The organism is Alistipes shahii WAL 8301 (assembly GCF_025145845.1).
GTDB lineage: Bacteria > Bacteroidota > Bacteroidia > Bacteroidales > Rikenellaceae > Alistipes > Alistipes shahii.
The window spans coordinates 2,564,911-2,583,895 of record NZ_CP102253.1 but is presented as its reverse complement, the minus strand read 5'-3'; the positions used below and the strand labels follow the sequence as shown (position 1 = coordinate 2,583,895).

Here is an 18,985-nt window from a genome sequence, read left to right as displayed (position 1 = left end):
CGGGCGGAGAGCTAAAACCGACTGTCCGGGAGAGCCTTTTCCGTCACGAAATCACCCGAAATAAAATTTTATACCCCAAAAGGCCGAAAATGCATTCCTGTCGGATTTCGGTGATCGTCAGCGAAATATCCGGAACATTCCGGCAAGTCGCGCCATAAAAAAGCCGATTCTATACAATTCCGTTCGGAAGCGCTCCGATAAAGCCCGCAAGACACTGGAAGTCAGCCGGTAAACCCGATGCCTTGGGGCTGCTCCGAAAATGCCCGTCCGATGGAAACGCCTCTGCATCAGCCACCAAAGTTCAGCCACTAAACAAAAACGGCCGCATAATAATCACATACGCGCTCTCGTTAGTATGGCGAATTCATAACGACGACGCAACATGCAACCAAAAATTTCGAAAACGTTGGAGGGCATCATCGCCCGTTCGGCATTCAACACGACGAAGGCGGGAATGACGCATTCGCTCAAGGACTTCCTCACGCTGGAACTGCTCCGCGAAGAGGGGTCGCTCGCCTACCAGCTTTTATCCTCCCGACTCAAGGACTGGGAGCTTTATCAGGTGCGCCTGCGCATCGAACGCGAGGTAATCAGCGCCAAACAGCAGGAGACCCGGTCGCCCGAGGAGTATTACCGCGACTTCACCGAGGAACTGCTCGCAATGCCGGGCGTCGCCCGGAGCGTGTCGACGGCCCACGCGCTGCTGGCCATCATCAGCGACCGTTCGACGGCGACCGCGCGCGTACTGGAGATGTACGGCGTGACGGCCGACAGCGTGTCCGGAGACCTGCAAAAATTCGCCGTGGGCGACGACTTCCGCACCGAAGTGCAGGTTCACATGCTCGACTTCGGCGAGGAGAACAGGAACGAGGAGAAAGGCCCGGCCCACCTGCTGGACAAGTTCGGCGTGAACCTTACGCGGCTGGCCCGCGAGGGGAAGATCGACCCGATCATAGGCCGCGAGCAGGAGATCGAACGCGTGGTGCAGATCCTCTCGCGCCGCAAGAAAAACAACCCGATCCTGATCGGCGAGGCCGGCGTGGGCAAGAGCGCCATCGTCGAAGGGCTGGCGCTGCGCATCGCGCGCGGCGAAGTGCCCTACACCATCGCCGACAAAACGCTCTTCTCGCTCGACGTCTCGTCGCTCGTGGCGGGCACGAAGTTCCGCGGCGAGTTCGAGGAGCGCATGCAGCAGCTGCTGGACGAACTGCGCAAAGCCAAGGACACGATCATCTTCATCGACGAGATACACACCATCGTGGGCGCCGGCTCCACGCAGGGCAGCCTCGACACGGCCAACATCCTCAAACCGGCCCTCGCGCGCGGCGAACTGCAAACCATCGGCGCCACGACGCTCGACGAGTACCGCGAGAACATCGAGACCGACTCGGCCCTCGAACGCCGCTTCCAGAAGGTGGTGATCGAGCCGACGACACCCGAGCAGACGCTCCAGATCCTGCGCAACATCGCGCCCCACTACGAGCGCCACCACAAGGTGCACTACACCGAGGAGGCGTTGCAGGCCTGCGTGACGCTCACCGGGCGTTACGTCACCGACCGCTATTTCCCCGACAAGGCCATCGACGCGCTGGACGAGGCCGGCTCGCGGGCGCACCTGCAATCGGCACGCGAACCGGAGGAGCTGCGGGCCATGAAGACGGCGCTCAGCGACGCCAGGCGCGAACGCCGCGAAGCGGTCGAAGCGCTGGTCTACGAGAAGGCCGCCTCGGCGCGCATGCGGGAAATCGCGCTGCACTCGAAGCTGGGCGAGAGCCGCGCCGAATGGAAGCGCTCGCTCGAAAGCAATCCCGTGGAGATCACCGCAAGGCATATCCAGGAGGTGATTACCGCCATGACGGGCATCCCTGCGGAGCGCGTCTCGGACGGCGAGATGATCCGTCTGCAAACCCTGCGCGAACACCTCGCCAAGCGCGTCGTGGGACAGCAGGAGGCCGTGGAGAAGATTTCGCGCACCATCCGCCGTTCGCGCGCCGGACTGAAGGACGAAAACCGCCCCATCGGCGTCTTCCTCTTCGTCGGGCCCACGGGCGTCGGCAAGACGCTGCTGGCCAAGGAGGTGTCGAAATGGCTGTTCGACGAGCGCCGCGGGCTGATCCGGATCGACATGAGCGAATACGGCGAAAAACACAACGTGGCGCGCCTGATCGGCTCGCCCCCGGGATACGTCGGTTACGGCGAAGGAGGCCAGTTAACGGAGGCCGTGCGTCGTCAGCCCTACGCCGTGGTGCTCTTCGACGAGATCGAGAAGGCCCATCCCGAGGTCTTCAACGCCATGTTGCAGATCTTCGACGAGGGGCACCTCACCGACGGCTCGGGACGCAAGGTCGACTTCCGCAACACGATCATCATTATGACCTCGAACGTGGGTTCGCGGGCCGTGATCCAGAAATCGGTGCATGTGGGTTACAGCACCACTTCGAAGAGCGCCGTAGCCGACCGGACGCCCCAGAGCGAATACCGCAAGGCTCTGGAGCACACCTTCGCCCCGGAGTTCCTCAACCGCATCGACGACATCGTGCTGTTCCGCACGCTGGAGATCGCCGACGTGGAACGGATCGTCGACCTGGAATTGCAGGGGCTGATGGCCCGCACGGGCAGGCTGGGCTACAAGGTGAAGATCACCGAAGGGGCCAAACGCCGGCTGGCGGCCATGGGCTACGAGTCGCGCTACGGAGTCCGCTCGCTGAAACGGACGCTGATGGACAACGTCGAAGAGCCGCTTTCGTCGCTGATCATCGACGGCAAGCTCCACGAGGGCGACACCGTGGTCGTGGAGTCGGACAAGGCCCACGGCGTGAAGCTGCGCGTGGCGTAAAACCAAACAGCTGTTTATGTAATAAGGGAGGACCGTGCGGTTCTCCCTTATTACATAAACAGCTATCGGTTCAATTCAATTTCTCAATCTCAAAATTAGCATATCCACAATGACAACTCGATACGGTTACGCCGTATTTGTCTTCGATTGCCTCGATAATTTGTTTTACACTCGGTTTTGCTGATGTTCCGGTTACAAGAATCTCGACGCTCATTCCCTTCGTCAGTTTTCCAGCATTTTTGATCGCTGTCATTTTCCATAAATTTCCAGCCATAGTTTTCAATTTTTAAATGTATGATCGTTATTCCAATGAAATTGCCAAATATTTTTCAAATTCAGTTTCCTTATCCGTAACATACGCATACCGAGTGTATGTATTTATAATATCAACAAGATCGGGACCAAGATAGTCAGCCGCAGTATGGTTTACCATATCCATATAAATCGAATAAAATTCATCCGCCTCCAATTTCGCCGAAAATGCCTTTATCGTTTTCAACACGATATTACAATAATCTGAAATCCAAAACTCCGGTTCGGTTATTAAAAATCGGACCGCATCATAATACGCATTATAAACGATCTCGTATTTGTCCGAAATAATTTGAGAGTTCCCTGCAAAAAAGAGAAGAAGCCCCATAAAATCGGCATCGGCCTTGTTCTTCTTTTTTAATTTACTCAATGCCATTGTAAAATACCCGGAGATCGTTTTCGCATACATGTCCGAGTTGAGTGCCAATGAATCTGTTTTCATTAGGATAGATTTCAATTTTTTCAAATCTTGTTCATAATAATTCATCGGCTTCATTTTATCAAGAGCCGCTCTGGATGACCCTGTCATAAGGTCATATTCACTCAAGCGTATCTGCTGTGACAACTTTAAGTCCCGTTCGCTCTGCTCTCTTTTCTGCGAACAATATTCGATTAAACTCATCTGCATGGTATCCCTGAATCGGGATAAAATCCGGTTTAAATCACACAGATTCTCATAGTCCACGTTTCCGTTTTCGATTTGCATTGCTTTGTAATCGCATACGAATCGTATCATTTTATCCTTTTGGTTTTCGTAATTTTTACACCCCAAAAATGAAAGACAAAAAAATATCGACGCCCCAATTACCCTATACTGTTTCATAATTTATATTTTATTAATTTACAAATATTTATCACTAATATTACAGGAATCTATTTCCACAATTATTGCCAATTCAATTATTTTCCATAAGCACTGAGATATGCGCCACTCGGCTCCTATATGGCGGTTGTCAAAAAAGAAGTGTGGAGTCGTTCGTTTATCTGAATGGAGGTTCTGGAATACCCGTGAACAAATAAACAATACCCCACACCGGACAGTATATCGAGAATGATATAACTATACACGGCGATGAGTGTTTGTATTGCTTATTCTTGTTCACGTGAAATTTTCCAGATTTCCATTCAAGAATAAAAGCGAAACACTTCTGCCAACAATATGTCGCTGCCCATCCGGACAGCAAGACAAAGATAGAAAATGTTTTGCAGAATACAACGCTCTTTTGGGGTATTGCTCCCACAAATTTCAGCAAAAAATCCCCGAAAGTCAATATTGACCAGGAACTATGTTATTTCAACTTGGAAAAATCCGCACAAACCTTTCTTCTCTTTTCCCAGAGATTATTCGTACCTTTGCGCACCTATGTACAAATTCGCAACATACAAAGACCAATACAAGGCCAACCTGCGGCTGGCGCTGCCCGTGGTGCTGACACAGCTGGGGCAGATCCTCACGCAGGTCGCCGACAACCTGATGGTCGGCCGCTACGGAGGCAGCGACCCCACGCCGCTGGCCGCCGTGTCGTTCGGCGGCGCCGTCTTCTTCATCCTCTTCATCGCCGCCATCGGCATCGCACTGGGCATGACGCCTCTCGTGGGCGAACTCTACGCGCAGGGCGACCGCGAGAAATCGTCGGGACTGCTCCAGAACGGCATTCTCTTCTACGGACTGCTGGGCGTGGCGATGGCCGCCGTGCAGTACGCCGTCATCCCGCTGATGTACCACCTCGGCCAGCCCGCCGAAGTGGTCGACATGGCCATCCCCTATTACAGGATGCTGGTGTGGAGCATGCCGTTCATCATGCTGTTCTTCACCTTCAAGCAGTTCCTCGAAGGCGTGGGCAACACGAAGGTCGAGATGTTCGTCACGATCGCGGCCAACCTCGCGAACATCGGCTTCAACTGGGTGTTCATCTACGGCCGCTACGGATTTCCCGAGATGGGCGCCGAGGGCGCGGGCCTGGGCACGCTGATGTCGCGCATCATCGCCCCGATGCTGATGATCGGCTACTTTTACAGCCGCAGCAAATACCGCGTCTATCTCGAAGGCTTTTCGCCGCGCAACTACTCGTGGGCGTCGGTCAGACAACTGCTGCACATGGGCCTGCCGATCTCGATGCAGATGTTCCTCGAAGCCTCGGCCTTCGTCGGCACGGGAATTATGATGGGGTGGTTCAACAAGGAGACGATGAGCGCCAACCAGATCGCCACGACCATCGGCAACTGCGCCTTTATGATCGTCATGTCGATCGGCGCGGCCACCACCATCCGCGTGTCGCACTGCTACGGCGCGCGCGACATCGGCCAGCTGTCGCTCGCGGCCAAGGCGTCGTACCACCTCGTGCTGGCGTGGAACGCCCTCGCAGCGCTGGTTTTCATCACGATGCGCAACGTGATCCCGACCTTCTTCACCACCAACGCCGAGGTGATCGCCATCGCCTCGAACCTGATGGTCTTCGCTGCGCTCTACCAACTGTCGGACGGCATCCAGAACGTCTCGGTGGGTATCCTGCGGGGCATTCAGGACGTGAAGATCATCATGCCGATCGCCTTCGTCTCCTACTGGCTGCTGAACCTCCCGGCGGGCTACCTGTTCGGTTTCACGATGGGCATGGGTCCTTCGGGGCTTTTCCTGGGCTTCTCGTTCGGACTGTCGGCCGCAGCCGTGATGATGATCGTGCGCATCCGCCGCAGCATCAGCCGTTTGCATGCAAACGGGAATTCACAATCCACAATTCGCAATTCATAAATTCAGTTTGCAGGCATAGTTCCCGAATAAGCCAAAATTGTGAATTCTGAATTCTGAATTGTGAATTATTTTGTATCTTTACGCAAATTATACCCAATCATGGATACCGAAAAACGACATACGGGCGCCTGCAAACCCGAAGTGGGCCGCGGGTGCGCCTTTTGCAACTGCGGCTCGGAGCCGGAAGCCAAACTCTGCGACGGGTGCTTCAAGCTCCACGAAACGGCCTGGCTCGACGAGTACCCGGTCAACATGCCGAGCGACATCGTCGAGGTGCGTTTCAAGAACACCCGCCGTTCGTTCTACCAGAACGTCAACAACCTCGACCTCAAACGGGGCGACATCGTGGCCGTCGAAGCGTCGCCGGGCCACGACATCGGCGTCGTGTCGCTCACGGGCGACCTGGTGGCGCGCCAGATGCGCCGCACGGGATTCAACCCCTACAACGGCGAATACAAGAAGATCTACCGCAAGGCCAAACCCTACGATATCGAAAAGTGGCAGGAGGCCATCGCGCTGGAGCACGAGACGATGATCGCCTCGCGGCAGATCGCCGCCGACATGGGCCTGAACATGAAAATCGGCGACGTGGAGTATCAGGGCGACAAGATCAAAGCCATCTTCTACTACATCGCCGACGAGCGCGTGGACTTCCGCGAACTGATCAAGGTCTTCGCCGAACGGTTCCACATCCGCATCGAGATGAAGCAGATCGGCGCCCGCCAGGAGGCCGGACGCATCGGCGGACTGGGCGCCTGCGGCCGCGAACTGTGCTGCGCGTCGTGGATGTCGAGCTTTTCGAGCGTCACGACCGGAGCCGCGCGCGTGCAGGACATTTCGCTCAACCCCCAGAAGCTGGCCGGGCAGTGCTCGAAACTCAAGTGCTGCATGATGTACGAATACGACACCTATGTCGACGCCCGCAAGGAGTTCCCGCGCCTGCGCGAACCGCTCCAGGCCGCCGAAGGCGAATGGTTCTGCGTCAAGAGCGACGTGCTGGCCGGAACGATGACCTTCTCTTCGTCGAAGGAGGCGATGGCCAACGTCACCACGTTGCCCGTTTCGCGCGTGCGGGAGATCATGGCGCTGAACCGCCAGGGTAAGAAGGTCGAACGGTTGCAGGACGCCGACGACATCCGCCCGGAGATCGAGGAGCCGACCTACCGTTCGGAGGAGGACAGCATCACCCGCTTCGACCAGGCCAAACGCCGCAAGCGCGGCGGCCGCAACAACAAGGGCCGCGGCGAGCAGGGACGCCCCGCAGGGCAGAACGGACAGACGCCGCAGGAGTCCGGCGGGGAGACCCGCCAGCCGCGTGAAGGACAGCCCGGCCGTCCCGACAGGCAGCCGCGCCGCAACGACCGTCCGCGCAACGGAGGCAACGGAGGCAACGGAGGGGAGCGTCAGAACGGCGGCAACGGCGAGCGTCCGCACAACGGCAACGGCCGCGGCGACAATAACCGAGGCGAAAACAACGGCCGCGAACCCCGCGAGAACAACGGCCGCGAACCCCGTGAAAACAACGGAGGCGGCCGCGAGGGCGGAAACCGCAGCCGCAACAACCGCAACCGCCGCCGCGGAAACGGAAACAACGGCGGAAACGCCCCGGCCGGCAATAACGGCAACGGAGGCGGCAGCGAAGGCGGCAATAACGGCGGAACGCATCAAAACCAATAGCGCGGTGAAACGCTCGGCAGGGCATATCGCGGCCGTGGCGGCCGCGCTTCTGGCCGGAAGCTGCGTCTCGCCCCACCAGTCGGCGGTCACCGACGTCAACCCTGCCCGGTGGGACTCGCGGGCCGAAATCCGCCTGCCGAACGCAGACACCGTGTCGCTGCGCGACGCCGTGATCTTCCTGCGCTGCAACGACCGCTTCGCGGAGGACACGCTGACGGTCCGCATCGCCACCGTAACCCCCGATTCGCTCCGCTTCGGGGAGTGGTTCCTGCTCGTCATCCCGCACCCGAAAGGTCCCGCGGCCCTGATGTGCGAGGCAGCGATCCCCTACCGCCGCCGAATCCGCCTCACGCAGCACGGCGACTACCGCTGCTCGGTCACGCCGGTCCGCCCCGTCCGCGGGGTCGAAGCCGTCGGCGTCGACCTGCAGCAAAGCAGATAACCGAAAACACATTACCGTCCTGCCGGCCCCGCAGTCCGGCGGAACAACAGACCACTATGGGCAAAGACAAGCTCCGCAGGTTCCGCGAGAACCTGACTTTCGAATGTTTCGTGCAACCCGAATTCGACGAGGTGTTCCACCGCGACCACCCGCTGAAAGGGAACTGGAACCGTGATTTCTTCCGCAACGACAATCCCATCGTACTGGAACTGGGCTGCGGCAAGGGCGAATACACCGTCGCGCTGGCTCAGCGCGACCCGCAGCGCAACTACATCGGCATCGACATCAAGGGCGCACGCATGTGGCGCGGCGCGAAGACCGCCACGGACCGCAGGATGCACAACGTAGGCTTCCTGCGCACACGCATCGAGTTCATCGACGCGCTGTTCGCCGAAAACGAAGTGTCCGAAATCTGGATCACCTTCCCCGATCCGCAGCTCAAGACCCGGCGGGCCAAGAAACGCCTCACCTCGCCGCTCTACCTGGCCTGTTACGCCCGCCTGCTCCGGCCCGACGGGTGGATCAACCTCAAGACCGACTCCAAGCACCTCTACGCCTACACGGGCGAGGTCATCCGCCATTACGGGCTGACTTGCGAGGTCTCCGAACCCGACATCTACGGTTCGGGGTTCGCCGACGAGGTGCTTTCGGTCAAGACGGCTTATGAAACCCGCTTTCTCGAAATGGGACTTCCGATCACCTACACGCGCTTCGCACTGGGCGGCCGGCACGAATTCCCGTGGTTCGACTGGGAGGAGGACGACAAGGAGGAGAAAGACAACGAGGCCGAACGGCAGCTACGATAGCCTCGCTCCCAGCTCCGACCACTCCGACCAGGCCTCTCCACCTTTCTTATAAACATAGGTATCAATTATTTCGGGCTTATCTACTAAATTTTTAGATCAAAAATTTGTTTTACTAAAAATTTAGTAGTAATATTGTGTCGTAAACCCGAAACAACACGACCTATGAATACCAAGATTACAGAACTGACTCGCGGCGAGGAGGAGATCATGCAGATTCTCTGGCGTCTGGGCGACGCGGTGGTCAACGACATCATCGCCCGGACCGACGAACCCCACCCCAAGTACACCACCGTCGCCACGTTTCTCAAGATTCTGGAGAACAAGGGCTTCGTCAGCCATACGGCCGAGGGCAAGAGCCACCGCTATTTTCCGCTGATCGGCCGCGAGGAGTATGCCCGCGGCGTCATGTCGTCGATGCTTTCCAGCTATTTCGACGGCTCGCTGGCCCAACTGGTGTCGTTCTTCTCGCGCCATGAAAACATCTCCGCCCGGGAGATGGATGAAATTCTCGAAATCATGCGCAACGCCAAAAAATAACCGCCGTGAAAACCCTCGCCATCTACGCCCTCGAAGTGCTGGCTTGCAGCGGCGTGCTGCTGGCGGCCTACGCCATCCTGCTCGAACGGCACGTGCGGTTCGGCTGGTGCAGGGCCTACCTGCTCGCATCGACCCTCCTGGCGGCGGTCATTCCGCTGCTGCGCATCCCCGTCTGGCCGGGCAAGGTGATCGAGGTCGCCCCGACGGTCACACTGCCCGCGGCCGAATGGACCGCCGAGGTGGTTGAAGAGGCGGCTCCGGCCGTCACGCCCGAAGCGATATGCCTGGCGGTATACCTGATCGGGGTCGGGCTGGTCGCGGGCGTCATGCTGTGGCAGGTCGTGCGCATCCGCCGGCTGCGGCGCGGTGCGGCGATCACCCGCACGGAGCGTTTCACGCTCGTGCGCACCCCGCAGCGGATCGCGTCGTTCTCGTTCTTCCGCTCGATCTACCTCTGGGACCAGATCCCGGCCGGAGAGTTGCAGGCCATCGTAGCCCATGAGGCGAGCCACGTCGCCCACCGCCACTCCGCCGAGCGCGTGGCGATGGAATGCATGAAGGCCGTGCTGTGGTGGAACCCCTTCGTATGGCTCGCCGCACGGCGGCTCACCGAAGCCGAGGAGTTCGAAGCCGACAGCGACGTGCTGGCCGAAGGGTACGACATCGAACATTACATGAAAACCATATTCAGGCAGCTATTCGGTTATAGTCCGGAAATAGCCAACGGGCTGCGGGATTCCTTAACCAAAAAACGCTTTAAAATGATGACAACGAAAACTTCCGGCAGGCACTCCCTGCTGCGGCTGGCGGGAACGCTTCCCGCCGTGATAGGACTCCTGTGCGCTTTCTCGCTGACCACGCGCGCCGCCGAGGTCCGGATTGCAGAGACCGAAAAGGCCCCGGCCGACGAAACGGCGTCCCAGGACGCAACGAAGAAAAAAGTCTCCGTAACCGTCTTCCAGAACGGCCAGCCGCTTCCGGGCGCAATCGTACTGATCAGCGGATCGAACGTCGGAACCGTGACCGGCAAGGAGGGCACGGCGCAGATTTCAGCGGCTCCCGGCAATGAACTTGTCATCTCCTACGTCGGCTGCCAGACCCGGAAAGTCCGCGTCTCCGACAAATCCGGCGCAGAGAGTTTTGAAATCACCTTGGAGACCGAGAGCAACAAACTCGACCCCGTCAGCGTAACCCCCGGCGACCAAAAAACGCCCGCGCCCCAAAGCGCCGCAGAAGCCGAAAAGGAGCGGAAAGCCAAACCGCTCTATATCGTCGACGGCGTCGAGCGGACGAGCATCGACGAGATCGACCCCAATACGATCGAACGGATCAGCGTCCTCAAAAATCAGTCCTCCACCGCAGTGTACGGTTCGCGGGGTAAAAACGGCGTGATCGTGGTCACCACCAAAGGCGCAGCCAAACCGGCGACCGACGAAGCCGCTTTCAACGAGAAAACCGGATCGGTCGAAATCGCCTCCGCGTCCACGGAAGACATGCCGTTTCTGATCGTCGAAAAGATGCCTTCGTTCCGCGGCGGCGACCTCAACGACTTCCGCGCGTGGGTGCAGGAGCACCTCCAATACCCCGCCGAAGCCGTGGAACGGAACATCCAGGGTCGCGTGGTCGTGACGTTCACCATCGAAAAGGACGGTTCGGCAAGCAACATCCTGGTATTGCAATCGCCCGACAAACTGCTTGCCGACGAGGCCCGCCGCGTGATCGCCTCCTCGCCCGCCGAAGCATGGACGCCCGGCGAACAGCGCGGAGAGAAGGTGCGCGTGAAATATACGCTGCCCGTCGATTTCCGCCTGCCCCAGACCGAAAGCGCAACCGTGCAGGGCGCTCCCGACGGTAACGAACCATTCCTGGTCACCGAGAAGATGCCTTCGTTCCGGAGCGGCGAGATCAAAGACTTCCGCAACTGGATACAGATGCACATCCAATACCCGGCCGAAGCGATGAAAAACAATATCCAGGGACGTGTCATCGTCTCGTTCATCGTCGAAAAGGACGGTTCGGTAAGCAACATCCTGGTATTGCAATCGCCCGACAAACTGCTTGCCGACGAGGCCCGCCGCGTGATCGCCTCCTCGCCCGCCGGAGCATGGACGCCCGGCGAACAGCGCGGAGAGAAGGTGCGCGTGAAATATACGCTGCCCGTCGATTTTTACCTCCAAGGCAGCGGGGACAAGCTCTCCGAACGGCCTGAAAAACCCCAAGGCAGTCTCGACGGAATCCTCGTCGTGGGCTACGGCGCAACCTCAAAATAGCCCCCTTCTTACCATCAGCGACGGGCGGCGTCCACCCCAAGTTCAGCGGATGCCGCCCGTTTTTTGCCCTGCCCGCCGAAATCCGCCGCAAAAACACGGCATTCCGGGAACTTTTTACTACATTTACACGACTTTAACCGCTCGTAACATGGATGTAAAGATAGCCCCCGACTGGAAGGAACTCCTCGCCCCGGAGTTCGAAAAACCCTATTTCGCGCAGCTCACGGAGTTCGTACGGCAGGAATACGCCTCGCGGCGCATCTTCCCGCGCGGCAGCAACATCTTCCGCGCCTTCGACAAATGCCCGTTCGACCGCCTGAAAGTGGTCGTCATCGGCCAGGACCCCTATCACGGTCCCGGACAGGCCAACGGGCTTTGTTTCTCGGTCGCGGACGGAGTTCCCTTCCCGCCCTCGCTGCAAAACATCTTCAAGGAGGTCTCCGACGACACCGGCACGCCCATACCGTCTACGGGCAACCTCGACCGCTGGGCCGAACAGGGAGTGCTGCTTTTGAACGCCGTGCTCACGGTCCGCGCCCACGAAGCCGCATCGCACGCCGGCCGCGGCTGGGAGACCTTCACCGACGCCGTGGTGCGCGCCATCGCCCAGCGCAAAGAGGGCATCGTCTACATGCTCTGGGGCAGCTACGCCCAGAAGAAAGGCGCCATCGCCGACCCGCAGCGCAACCTGATCCTCAAAGCCGTGCACCCTTCGCCGCTGTCGGTCTACCGGGGATTCTTCGGCTGCCGCCACTTCTCGCGCGCCAACGAATACCTCCGCTCCGTGGGCAAGGAGCCGATCGTGTGGTAACAACATTTAACAGAATCACCCAATTAGACAACTCGCACTTCTGATCACAGTCATGCTGTTGGAGCCTGCTCCCCAGACCCACCGAACACACGGTTACAAAAACGCCACGATCCATTAAGACGCGTAGCCATTTCCTTTTTTTAAAATTCCGAAAAAATTTGGAATATAAAATTATCGCCCTATATTTGTAGTGTACTACTACACTAATACACAAAAACAATAACAGCCATGATTGCTTTTCAAAACGTTTCTTTCGGTTACAACCGTCGCCGGAAGGTTTTCGCAGATCTCTCGCTGACGTTCGGCGAAGGGCACATCCACGGCCTGCTGGGACGCAACGGCACTGGCAAAAGCACGCTGCTGCAACTTATCTGCGGACTGCTCGAACCCGATACAGGGCACATTGCCGTCGATGGATTCACCCCGCGGCAGCGGAGCGTGGATTTTCTGTCCAGGCTGATGCTGATCCCGGAAGAACTGAGCCTGCCGAATATTCCACTCCGCCGTTTTGCCTCACACACAGGTGTCTTCTACCCCGGTTATTCAGCAGAAATGTTCGAAAGTCATTGCGAAGCACTCGAAATCGATCCGTCACAAAATCCCCACGACATGTCCATGGGCCAGCGCAAAAAAGGCTACATCGCCTTCGCACTCGCCTGCAATCCACAGTTCCTGCTACTCGACGAACCGACCAACGGTCTGGACATCCCGTCGAAAACAATCCTACGCAGCCTGTTGGCGGCCTACGCCGACGAGAAACGCACCATCGTGATCTCGACCCATCAAGTCCGCGAAGTCGAGAACCTGATCGACAAAATCGTCATCCTCGACGAACAGGGCCTTGTGCTCGCCGCAACCACGGAAGAATTGTCGCACCGCCTCACGTTTGGGCCGTTGCCCGCAGACGCGAAAGCGATTTACAGCACCCCCTCGTTCTCGGGCGAAGAGGGCATCGCCCTCAATACGACCGGCCGGGAAAGCCGTCCGGACCTCGAACTGATCTTCGCAGCCACCACCCACGACCGCATGACCATTCCCTCGATTCTTCACACAAATCCCACCAATCATGAATAACTCCATCTCTTTTCGGCGCACTGTATTATATGCACGCAAACATTACGTTGAAAATGCCCGCTACTACGGCTACGGCCTGCTGGCAATTCTGATTCTGCTCTCTGTCTTCGCGTGGTTTTACGGATCATGGCGCAGTGATCCGGGGGAATTCCGCGTAACCGCCTGCTTCACGATGTTGGGATTCATGTATTACGTCACCCGCTTGAGCTGCCGTAACCTCTACAAGCGGCTGCCGATGGTACGCTCCTACACGCTGCCTGTCACGGCGGCGGAGAAATACCTCTTCATCTGGTTCAACACAACGGTTATCGCCACCCTGCTTTTCAGCCTCGTCTTGTGGCCTGTCACAGCCGCGGCAGACATCCCCGACGGCAACATCATCCGAATCATGATCTATCCTACATGGCTGACGATCTTCACGGTGCAGGCCGGGCTGCTGCTGGCCTGTTGCTGGGGCAAGGAATACCCGATGAAAATATTCCTGCTGCTCGCCGGAGCTTTCATCCTATTCTTCATCATCTACTACTGGGTACTGATGCCATCAGACGGATTATTCGTCCGCATTCCCTTTTCCGAATTCACTGTCAACATACACTCCGACACCGCAAGGCTCTCTTTTCCGCTCCGGAAGCAACTCCCGGAATACGGCGCCTACACGATGATCTTCGGATACTGGACTCTCGTAAGCTGGGTGACCGGATATTTCAAGCTCCGGGAAAAAACTCTCAAATAATCCGGCCATGCAATTCAACGACAACCAGCCGATCTGGCTCCAGATCTACGACCACGCCTGCCGCGCCATCGTCTCCGGCCGTTGGCCCGAGCGGGAGCGCATCCCCTCGATACGCGAACTCGCCGTGACACTACAAGTCAACCCCAACACGGTGATGCGGGCGTACGATAAACTCGGAAGCGACGGACTGATCCTTATCCGCCGCGGCATGGGATTCTTCGTCGCCGAAGGCTCGCAGGCTCGGACACTCGAAGCCCAGCGACACGAATTCATTCGGGTCGAACTGCACACCATGTTCGCCCGCATGGACGAACTGGGCATTGACATGAACGACCTGCAGACTCTCCACAACAACTATTTAAAACGGAAAAGTCATGAAAACAAGCAATAAAATCCTCTCGACGGCATTTGCCGCCTACCTGCTCTTTACCGCCGGCAACAGCGCGGCAGTCCTGAAGGAGTACAAACGGGCCGAAGCATCGGGCAAAGCGCTCATTACACAACTGGAAAAGACTTCGATCCACGTTCTCTCGGTCGAAGGCGACAATTACATCCAAGCCAGTCGGGGACGAAAAAGTTCGCAAACGCTCGGTTTCTGGAGCCCATTCGATCCAGAGACCACGCCCCTACGCATTTGCGGCGATACGCTCTACATTTCGGGAACGTCGTACGGCTACGTCACACTACCCGACCTGAAAAGTTTCCTGCGCAACGGCAAGCCACAACCGATCAACGAAGATTAGACACCAAAAAACCGGTCGTGTATACAACACGACCGGTTTTCTAATCCCATAAACTTTATCCCAAATAGGATTTCAGGAGTTTCGACCGCGACGAATGCCGGAGACGGCGAATCGCCTTCTCTTTGATCTGACGCACGCGCTCGCGCGTCAGGTCGAACTTCTCGCCGATCTCTTCGAGAGTCATCTCCGAGGTTCCGATGCCGAAAAAGTACTTGATGATGTCGCGCTCACGCTCCGTGAGGGTCTCCAACGCACGGTCCACCTCGGTCGACAGCGACTCGTTGATCAGCCCGCGGTCGGCATTGGGCGAATCGGGATTCACCAGCACATCCAGCAGCGAGTTGTCCTCGCCGTCGGCGAACGGAGCGTCGACCGATACGTGGCGGCCGGCGACACGCAGCGTGTCGGTGACCTTCTCCTTCGGGAGTTCCAGTTCCGTAGCCAGCTCTTCGGGCGACGGCGTGCGCTCGTGCTCCTGCTCGAAGCGTGCGAACGCCTTGTTGATCTTGTTCAGCGAACCCACCTGGTTGAGCGGCAGACGCACGATGCGCGACTGCTCGGCCAAAGCCTGGAGAATCGACTGACGAATCCACCACACGGCATAGGAGATGAACTTGAAACCGCGGGTCTCGTCGAACTTCTCGGCGGCCTTGATCAGCCCGAGGTTGCCCTCGTTGATCAGGTCCGGGAGGCTCAATCCCTGATTCTGGTATTGTTTGGCGACGGACACCACGAAACGCAGGTTGGCTTTGGTGAGCTTCTCAAGCGCTTCCTGGTCTCCTTTTTTAATTCGCTGGGCGAGTTCCACCTCCTCCTCGACCGTGATAAGCTCCTCCTTGCCGATTTCCTGCAAGTACTTGTCCAGCGAGGCGCTTTCGCGGTTGGTGATGGACTTTGTAATCTTTAATTGACGCATATTTTTTTCTAACTATCCTAATAATACTGCAATCCATAAACCCGCCCGGGCTGCGATTTACTCCACCAGCGTGTAGCTTGCCGAACGGCCGTTGGGATAAACGCCGTCGATCGAACGGACCTTCTCCGTCATCCGCTGCATGTCGCCGAGCGAATAGACCGGGCGGTCGTTGATGTGAGTGATCACAAATCCCTGTTTAACACGGGCGCGGGCCAGAATTCCGTCGGCCTTGATGCCGACCACCTGCACGCCGCCCTTGATGTCAAGTTCGCGGCACAGTTTGGCGCCCGCATCGGCGAACTTACCTCCGAGCGCATCGACAACATCGACGTCCTCCTTGGTAACCAATTCCGTTTTACCTGCTTTATTACGCAAAGTAACGTCAAATTGTTTCACCTTTCCGTCTCTTTTTACGGATAATTTAACCGTATCGTTGGGTCGGCGTTTGGCGATCTGCTCCTGAAGCGTCGAAGGCTCAACAATTTTCACGCCATCAATGTCCAGAATCACGTCTCCCTTGCGGATTCCGGCCTCCGAAGCGGCTCCGCCCTCGACAACTGCGGCCACGTAGGCGCCGCCCAGATCATTGATGCCCAACTCTTTGCCCTCCGTATCGAGGAAATCCTGATCCACGACGCGGAACTGTACGCCCAGCAGGGCGCGCTGCACGACGCCGAACTCCTTCAGATCGACCACCACCTTGCGGACGATCGACTCGGGAATGGCGAACGAATAGCCCACGTAGCTTCCCGTCTGCGACTTGATCAGCGTGTTGATGCCCACCAGCTCGCCGTGGGTGTTGACCAGCGCACCGCCCGAGTTGCCGGGGTTCACCGCCGCGTCGGTCTGGATGAACGACTCGATCCTGAAATCGTTGGGAATGGCTCCCAGCTGCCGCGCCTTGGCGCTCACGATGCCGGCCGTGATGGTCGACTGCAAGTCGAACGGCGAACCGATCGCCAGCACCCATTCGCCCAGACGCAGCGCATCGGACGATCCGAAAGCCAGCGTAGGCAGCCCCTTGGCCTCGACCTTCAGCAGCGCGAGGTCCGTCGCCGAATCCTTGCCGATGAGTTTGGCGTCGAACGAACGCCCGTCGTTGAGCTTCACCTTGAGTTTCGAAGCCCCGTCCACGACGTGGTTGTTCGTCACGATATAGCCGTCCTCCGAAATAATCACGCCCGAACCGCCGGCCCGCTGCTCGCGGTACTGCGGACCTCCGTCGCCGCGGCCGTAATCCTGCGGGATTCCGAAGAACTCCAGAAACGGATCGTAGCCCCGGCGCTGGGGCATCTCGACCTGCTGGATGGCCTCGATGTTCACGACGGCCTTCACCGCATTCTCGGCGGCGTAGGTGAGGTCGGGATACTGCTCGGCCTGGTAAGACGTAAACTGGGTTCCCAGCGCGGGCGTACGTTCCACCTCGCGCTCGATGTATGCGACGGAACCTCCGCGGTCCGCGGAAACCGTCCAAGCCGTCAGTCCGCCGGCTGCGGCCGACACGGCTACGAGTCCTAAAATCAAAAATGCCTTTTTCATAATGAATTAAATGTTTTGGTTCTATTAATCAGAGGCAACTTCATTACATAAGCTGTACGTTTAAATTTCAATTTCGAAGGACAAACGCACAATAACGTCCGGTTAGTATGTCCTTTTCGCACAAAAATCGGGACATCCTGCACGGACGCCCCGATTTTTCAGCGTATCCGGACGCTAAAGGCCGAACTCCCGCTTGATCTGCTCCACGGCATCGAGTTTCTCCCAGCCGAAGAACTCGATTTCGCGCTCGGTCTCGACGCCGTTCTCCCAGACCTTCTCCACCTTCGTATAAGGACGATTGCCGAAATGCCCGTAGGAGGCCGTCGCCTCGAAGATCGGGTTTTTCAGGCCGAAACGCTTCACGATGGCCGCGGGACGCAGGTCGAAGAGCTTCCCGATGCGGCGGGCGATCTCGCCGTCGGTCATGCCGGCCAACGCCGCGGGACGGGGTGAATTGTAGGTATCGACGTAGATCGACAGCGGCTGCGCGATGCCGATGGCGTAGCTCAACTCGACCAGAATCTGGTCGGCGACGCCCGCCGCCACGAGGTTCTTGGCGATGTGGCGCGCGGCATAGGCCGCCGAACGGTCCACTTTGGACGAGTCCTTGCCCGAAAAGGCGCCGCCGCCGTGCGCGCCGCGGCCGCCGTAGGTGTCGACGATGATCTTGCGGCCCGTAAGTCCCGTGTCTCCGTGAGGCCCTCCGATCACGAACTTGCCCGTGGGGTTCACGTGCAGGATGTAGTCGTCGCCGATCAGTGCGGCCAGCTGGTCGCCGGCGCGCTCCAGACGCGCCTTGACCCGCGGAATGAGAATCGTGCGCACGTCCTCGCGGATTTTGTCCTGCATCTGTTTTTCCGCCTCCTTCTCGCTGCGGCCCTCGCCCGGGAGGATGAACTCGTCGTGCTGCGTCGAGACGACGATCGTATGCACGCGCAGCGGCTTGTTCGTCGTCTCGTCGTACTCGATCGTGACCTGCGACTTCGAGTCGGGACGCAGATAGGTCATCACCTCGCCTTCGCGGCGGATGACGGCCAGCTCCTTGAGGATCACGTGCGACAGGATCAGCGTCGCGGGCATCATCTCGCGGGTCTCGTTGCAGGCGTAGCCGAACATGATGCCCTGGTCGCCGGCGCCCTGCTCCTCCTCGGCTTCGCGGACGACGCCCTGGTTGATGTCCGACGACTGTTCGTGAATGGCCGACAGAATGCCGCACGAGTTGCCGTCGAACTGATAGTCGCTCCGGGTGTAGCCGATGCGGTTGATCACGCGGCGCGCCACGCCCTGCACATCGACATACGCCTCCGAGCGCACTTCACCCGCCACGACCACGAGTCCCGTGGTGCAAAGGGTTTCGCAGGCGACTTTCGAGTTGGCGTCGCGGCGCAGGAATTCGTCGAGGATTGCATCGGAAATCTGATCCGAAACCTTGTCGGGATGTCCTTCGGACACCGATTCCGATGTAAATAAAAAGCCCATTTTCATACATTTTTAATGGTTAAACGTATAAAATGGGAAAAATTGGCTGTTGAAAATAAAA

General features: G+C 58.1%; 17 protein-coding genes. 12 read left to right on the top strand and 5 right to left on the bottom strand.

What is annotated here, in order from left to right:
• Nucleotides 1-382 precede the first annotated feature (382 nt).
• Nucleotides 383-2,836: an ATP-dependent Clp protease ATP-binding subunit gene (locus NQ492_RS10935; RefSeq protein WP_044054519.1), complete on the top strand. Its 2,454-nt coding sequence runs from the start codon at nucleotides 383-385 to the stop codon at nucleotides 2,834-2,836.
• 70 nt (nucleotides 2,837-2,906) lie between these two features.
• Here NQ492_RS10935 and NQ492_RS10930 read toward each other — a convergent pair whose 3' ends face one another.
• Both NQ492_RS10930 and NQ492_RS10925 read right to left on the bottom strand, forming a co-directional pair.
• Nucleotides 2,907-3,110 carry a hypothetical protein gene (locus tag NQ492_RS10930; protein ID WP_044054518.1) on the bottom strand — a complete coding sequence of 68 codons (204 nt, stop codon included), beginning with the start codon at nucleotides 3,108-3,110 and terminating at the stop codon, nucleotides 2,907-2,909.
• 27 nt (nucleotides 3,111-3,137) lie between these two features.
• Nucleotides 3,138-3,884: a hypothetical protein gene (locus tag NQ492_RS10925; RefSeq protein ID WP_227901123.1), complete on the bottom strand. Its 747-nt coding sequence runs from the start codon at nucleotides 3,882-3,884 to the stop codon at nucleotides 3,138-3,140.
• Between the two features lie 627 nt (nucleotides 3,885-4,511).
• Between NQ492_RS10925 and NQ492_RS10920 the strand changes: the two genes are divergently transcribed.
• The 11 genes from NQ492_RS10920 (at nucleotide 4,512) to NQ492_RS10870 (ending at nucleotide 14,990) form a co-directional block, all read left to right on the top strand.
• Nucleotides 4,512-5,897 (top strand): MATE family efflux transporter, encoded by a 1,386-nt coding sequence (locus tag NQ492_RS10920; RefSeq protein ID WP_015547567.1) that lies wholly within the window; start codon nucleotides 4,512-4,514, stop codon nucleotides 5,895-5,897.
• Nucleotides 5,898-5,996: 99 nt separating this feature from the next.
• Nucleotides 5,997-7,574 carry a regulatory iron-sulfur-containing complex subunit RicT gene (locus NQ492_RS10915; RefSeq protein WP_015547566.1) on the top strand — a complete coding sequence of 526 codons (1,578 nt, stop codon included), beginning with the start codon at nucleotides 5,997-5,999 and terminating at the stop codon, nucleotides 7,572-7,574.
• A 4-nt stretch (nucleotides 7,575-7,578) separates the two neighbouring features.
• A complete protein-coding gene (locus NQ492_RS10910) occupies nucleotides 7,579-8,016 on the top strand; it encodes a hypothetical protein (protein ID WP_044054517.1) in 438 nt (145 codons plus the stop codon).
• A gap of 56 nt (nucleotides 8,017-8,072) precedes the next feature.
• Nucleotides 8,073-8,822, top strand: a complete 750-nt coding sequence (trmB, locus tag NQ492_RS10905) for a tRNA (guanosine(46)-N7)-methyltransferase TrmB (protein ID WP_015547565.1) — start codon at nucleotides 8,073-8,075, stop codon at nucleotides 8,820-8,822.
• 162 nt (nucleotides 8,823-8,984) lie between these two features.
• A complete protein-coding gene (locus tag NQ492_RS10900; protein WP_015547564.1) occupies nucleotides 8,985-9,359 on the top strand; it encodes a BlaI/MecI/CopY family transcriptional regulator in 375 nt (124 codons plus the stop codon).
• A 5-nt stretch (nucleotides 9,360-9,364) separates the two neighbouring features.
• Complete coding sequence (locus NQ492_RS10895) at nucleotides 9,365-11,629, top strand: M56 family metallopeptidase (RefSeq protein WP_050794780.1); 2,265 nt, start codon at nucleotides 9,365-9,367, stop codon at nucleotides 11,627-11,629.
• 148 nt (nucleotides 11,630-11,777) lie between these two features.
• Entirely contained in the window at nucleotides 11,778-12,440 is a 663-nt protein-coding gene (gene ung, locus NQ492_RS10890) for a uracil-DNA glycosylase (RefSeq protein ID WP_015547563.1), read from the top strand.
• 228 nt (nucleotides 12,441-12,668) lie between these two features.
• Nucleotides 12,669-13,514 carry an ABC transporter ATP-binding protein gene (locus NQ492_RS10885; protein WP_015547562.1) on the top strand — a complete coding sequence of 282 codons (846 nt, stop codon included), beginning with the start codon at nucleotides 12,669-12,671 and terminating at the stop codon, nucleotides 13,512-13,514.
• Nucleotides 13,507-14,247, top strand: a complete 741-nt coding sequence (locus NQ492_RS10880) for a hypothetical protein (RefSeq protein WP_022061796.1) — start codon at nucleotides 13,507-13,509, stop codon at nucleotides 14,245-14,247. The genes NQ492_RS10885 and NQ492_RS10880 overlap by 8 nt, the downstream gene beginning before the upstream one ends.
• Nucleotides 14,248-14,254: 7 nt before the next feature.
• The gene (locus tag NQ492_RS10875) at nucleotides 14,255-14,638 is read left to right on the top strand and encodes a GntR family transcriptional regulator (RefSeq protein WP_015547560.1); all 384 of its coding nucleotides are present in this window, start codon (nucleotides 14,255-14,257) and stop codon (nucleotides 14,636-14,638) included.
• The gene (locus NQ492_RS10870; RefSeq protein WP_015547559.1) at nucleotides 14,622-14,990 is read left to right on the top strand and encodes a hypothetical protein; all 369 of its coding nucleotides are present in this window, start codon (nucleotides 14,622-14,624) and stop codon (nucleotides 14,988-14,990) included. Before NQ492_RS10875 ends, NQ492_RS10870 begins: the two co-directional genes overlap by 17 nt.
• 55 nt (nucleotides 14,991-15,045) lie before the next feature.
• On the opposite strand, the gene NQ492_RS10865 is transcribed toward NQ492_RS10870, so the two are convergent.
• The 3 genes from NQ492_RS10865 to metK all read right to left on the bottom strand — a co-directional run bounded on the left by NQ492_RS10865 (nucleotide 15,046) and on the right by metK (nucleotide 18,924).
• Entirely contained in the window at nucleotides 15,046-15,906 is an 861-nt protein-coding gene (locus NQ492_RS10865) for a sigma-70 family RNA polymerase sigma factor (RefSeq protein WP_010266169.1), read from the bottom strand.
• A 57-nt stretch (nucleotides 15,907-15,963) separates the two neighbouring features.
• Nucleotides 15,964-17,445 carry a Do family serine endopeptidase gene (locus tag NQ492_RS10860; protein ID WP_015547558.1) on the bottom strand — a complete coding sequence of 494 codons (1,482 nt, stop codon included), beginning with the start codon at nucleotides 17,443-17,445 and terminating at the stop codon, nucleotides 15,964-15,966.
• Nucleotides 17,446-17,619: 174 nt separating this feature from the next.
• Nucleotides 17,620-18,924, bottom strand: coding sequence for a methionine adenosyltransferase (gene metK, locus NQ492_RS10855; RefSeq protein ID WP_044054831.1), 1,305 nt, complete (start codon nucleotides 18,922-18,924; stop codon nucleotides 17,620-17,622).
• Nucleotides 18,925-18,985: the final 61 nt, after the last annotated feature.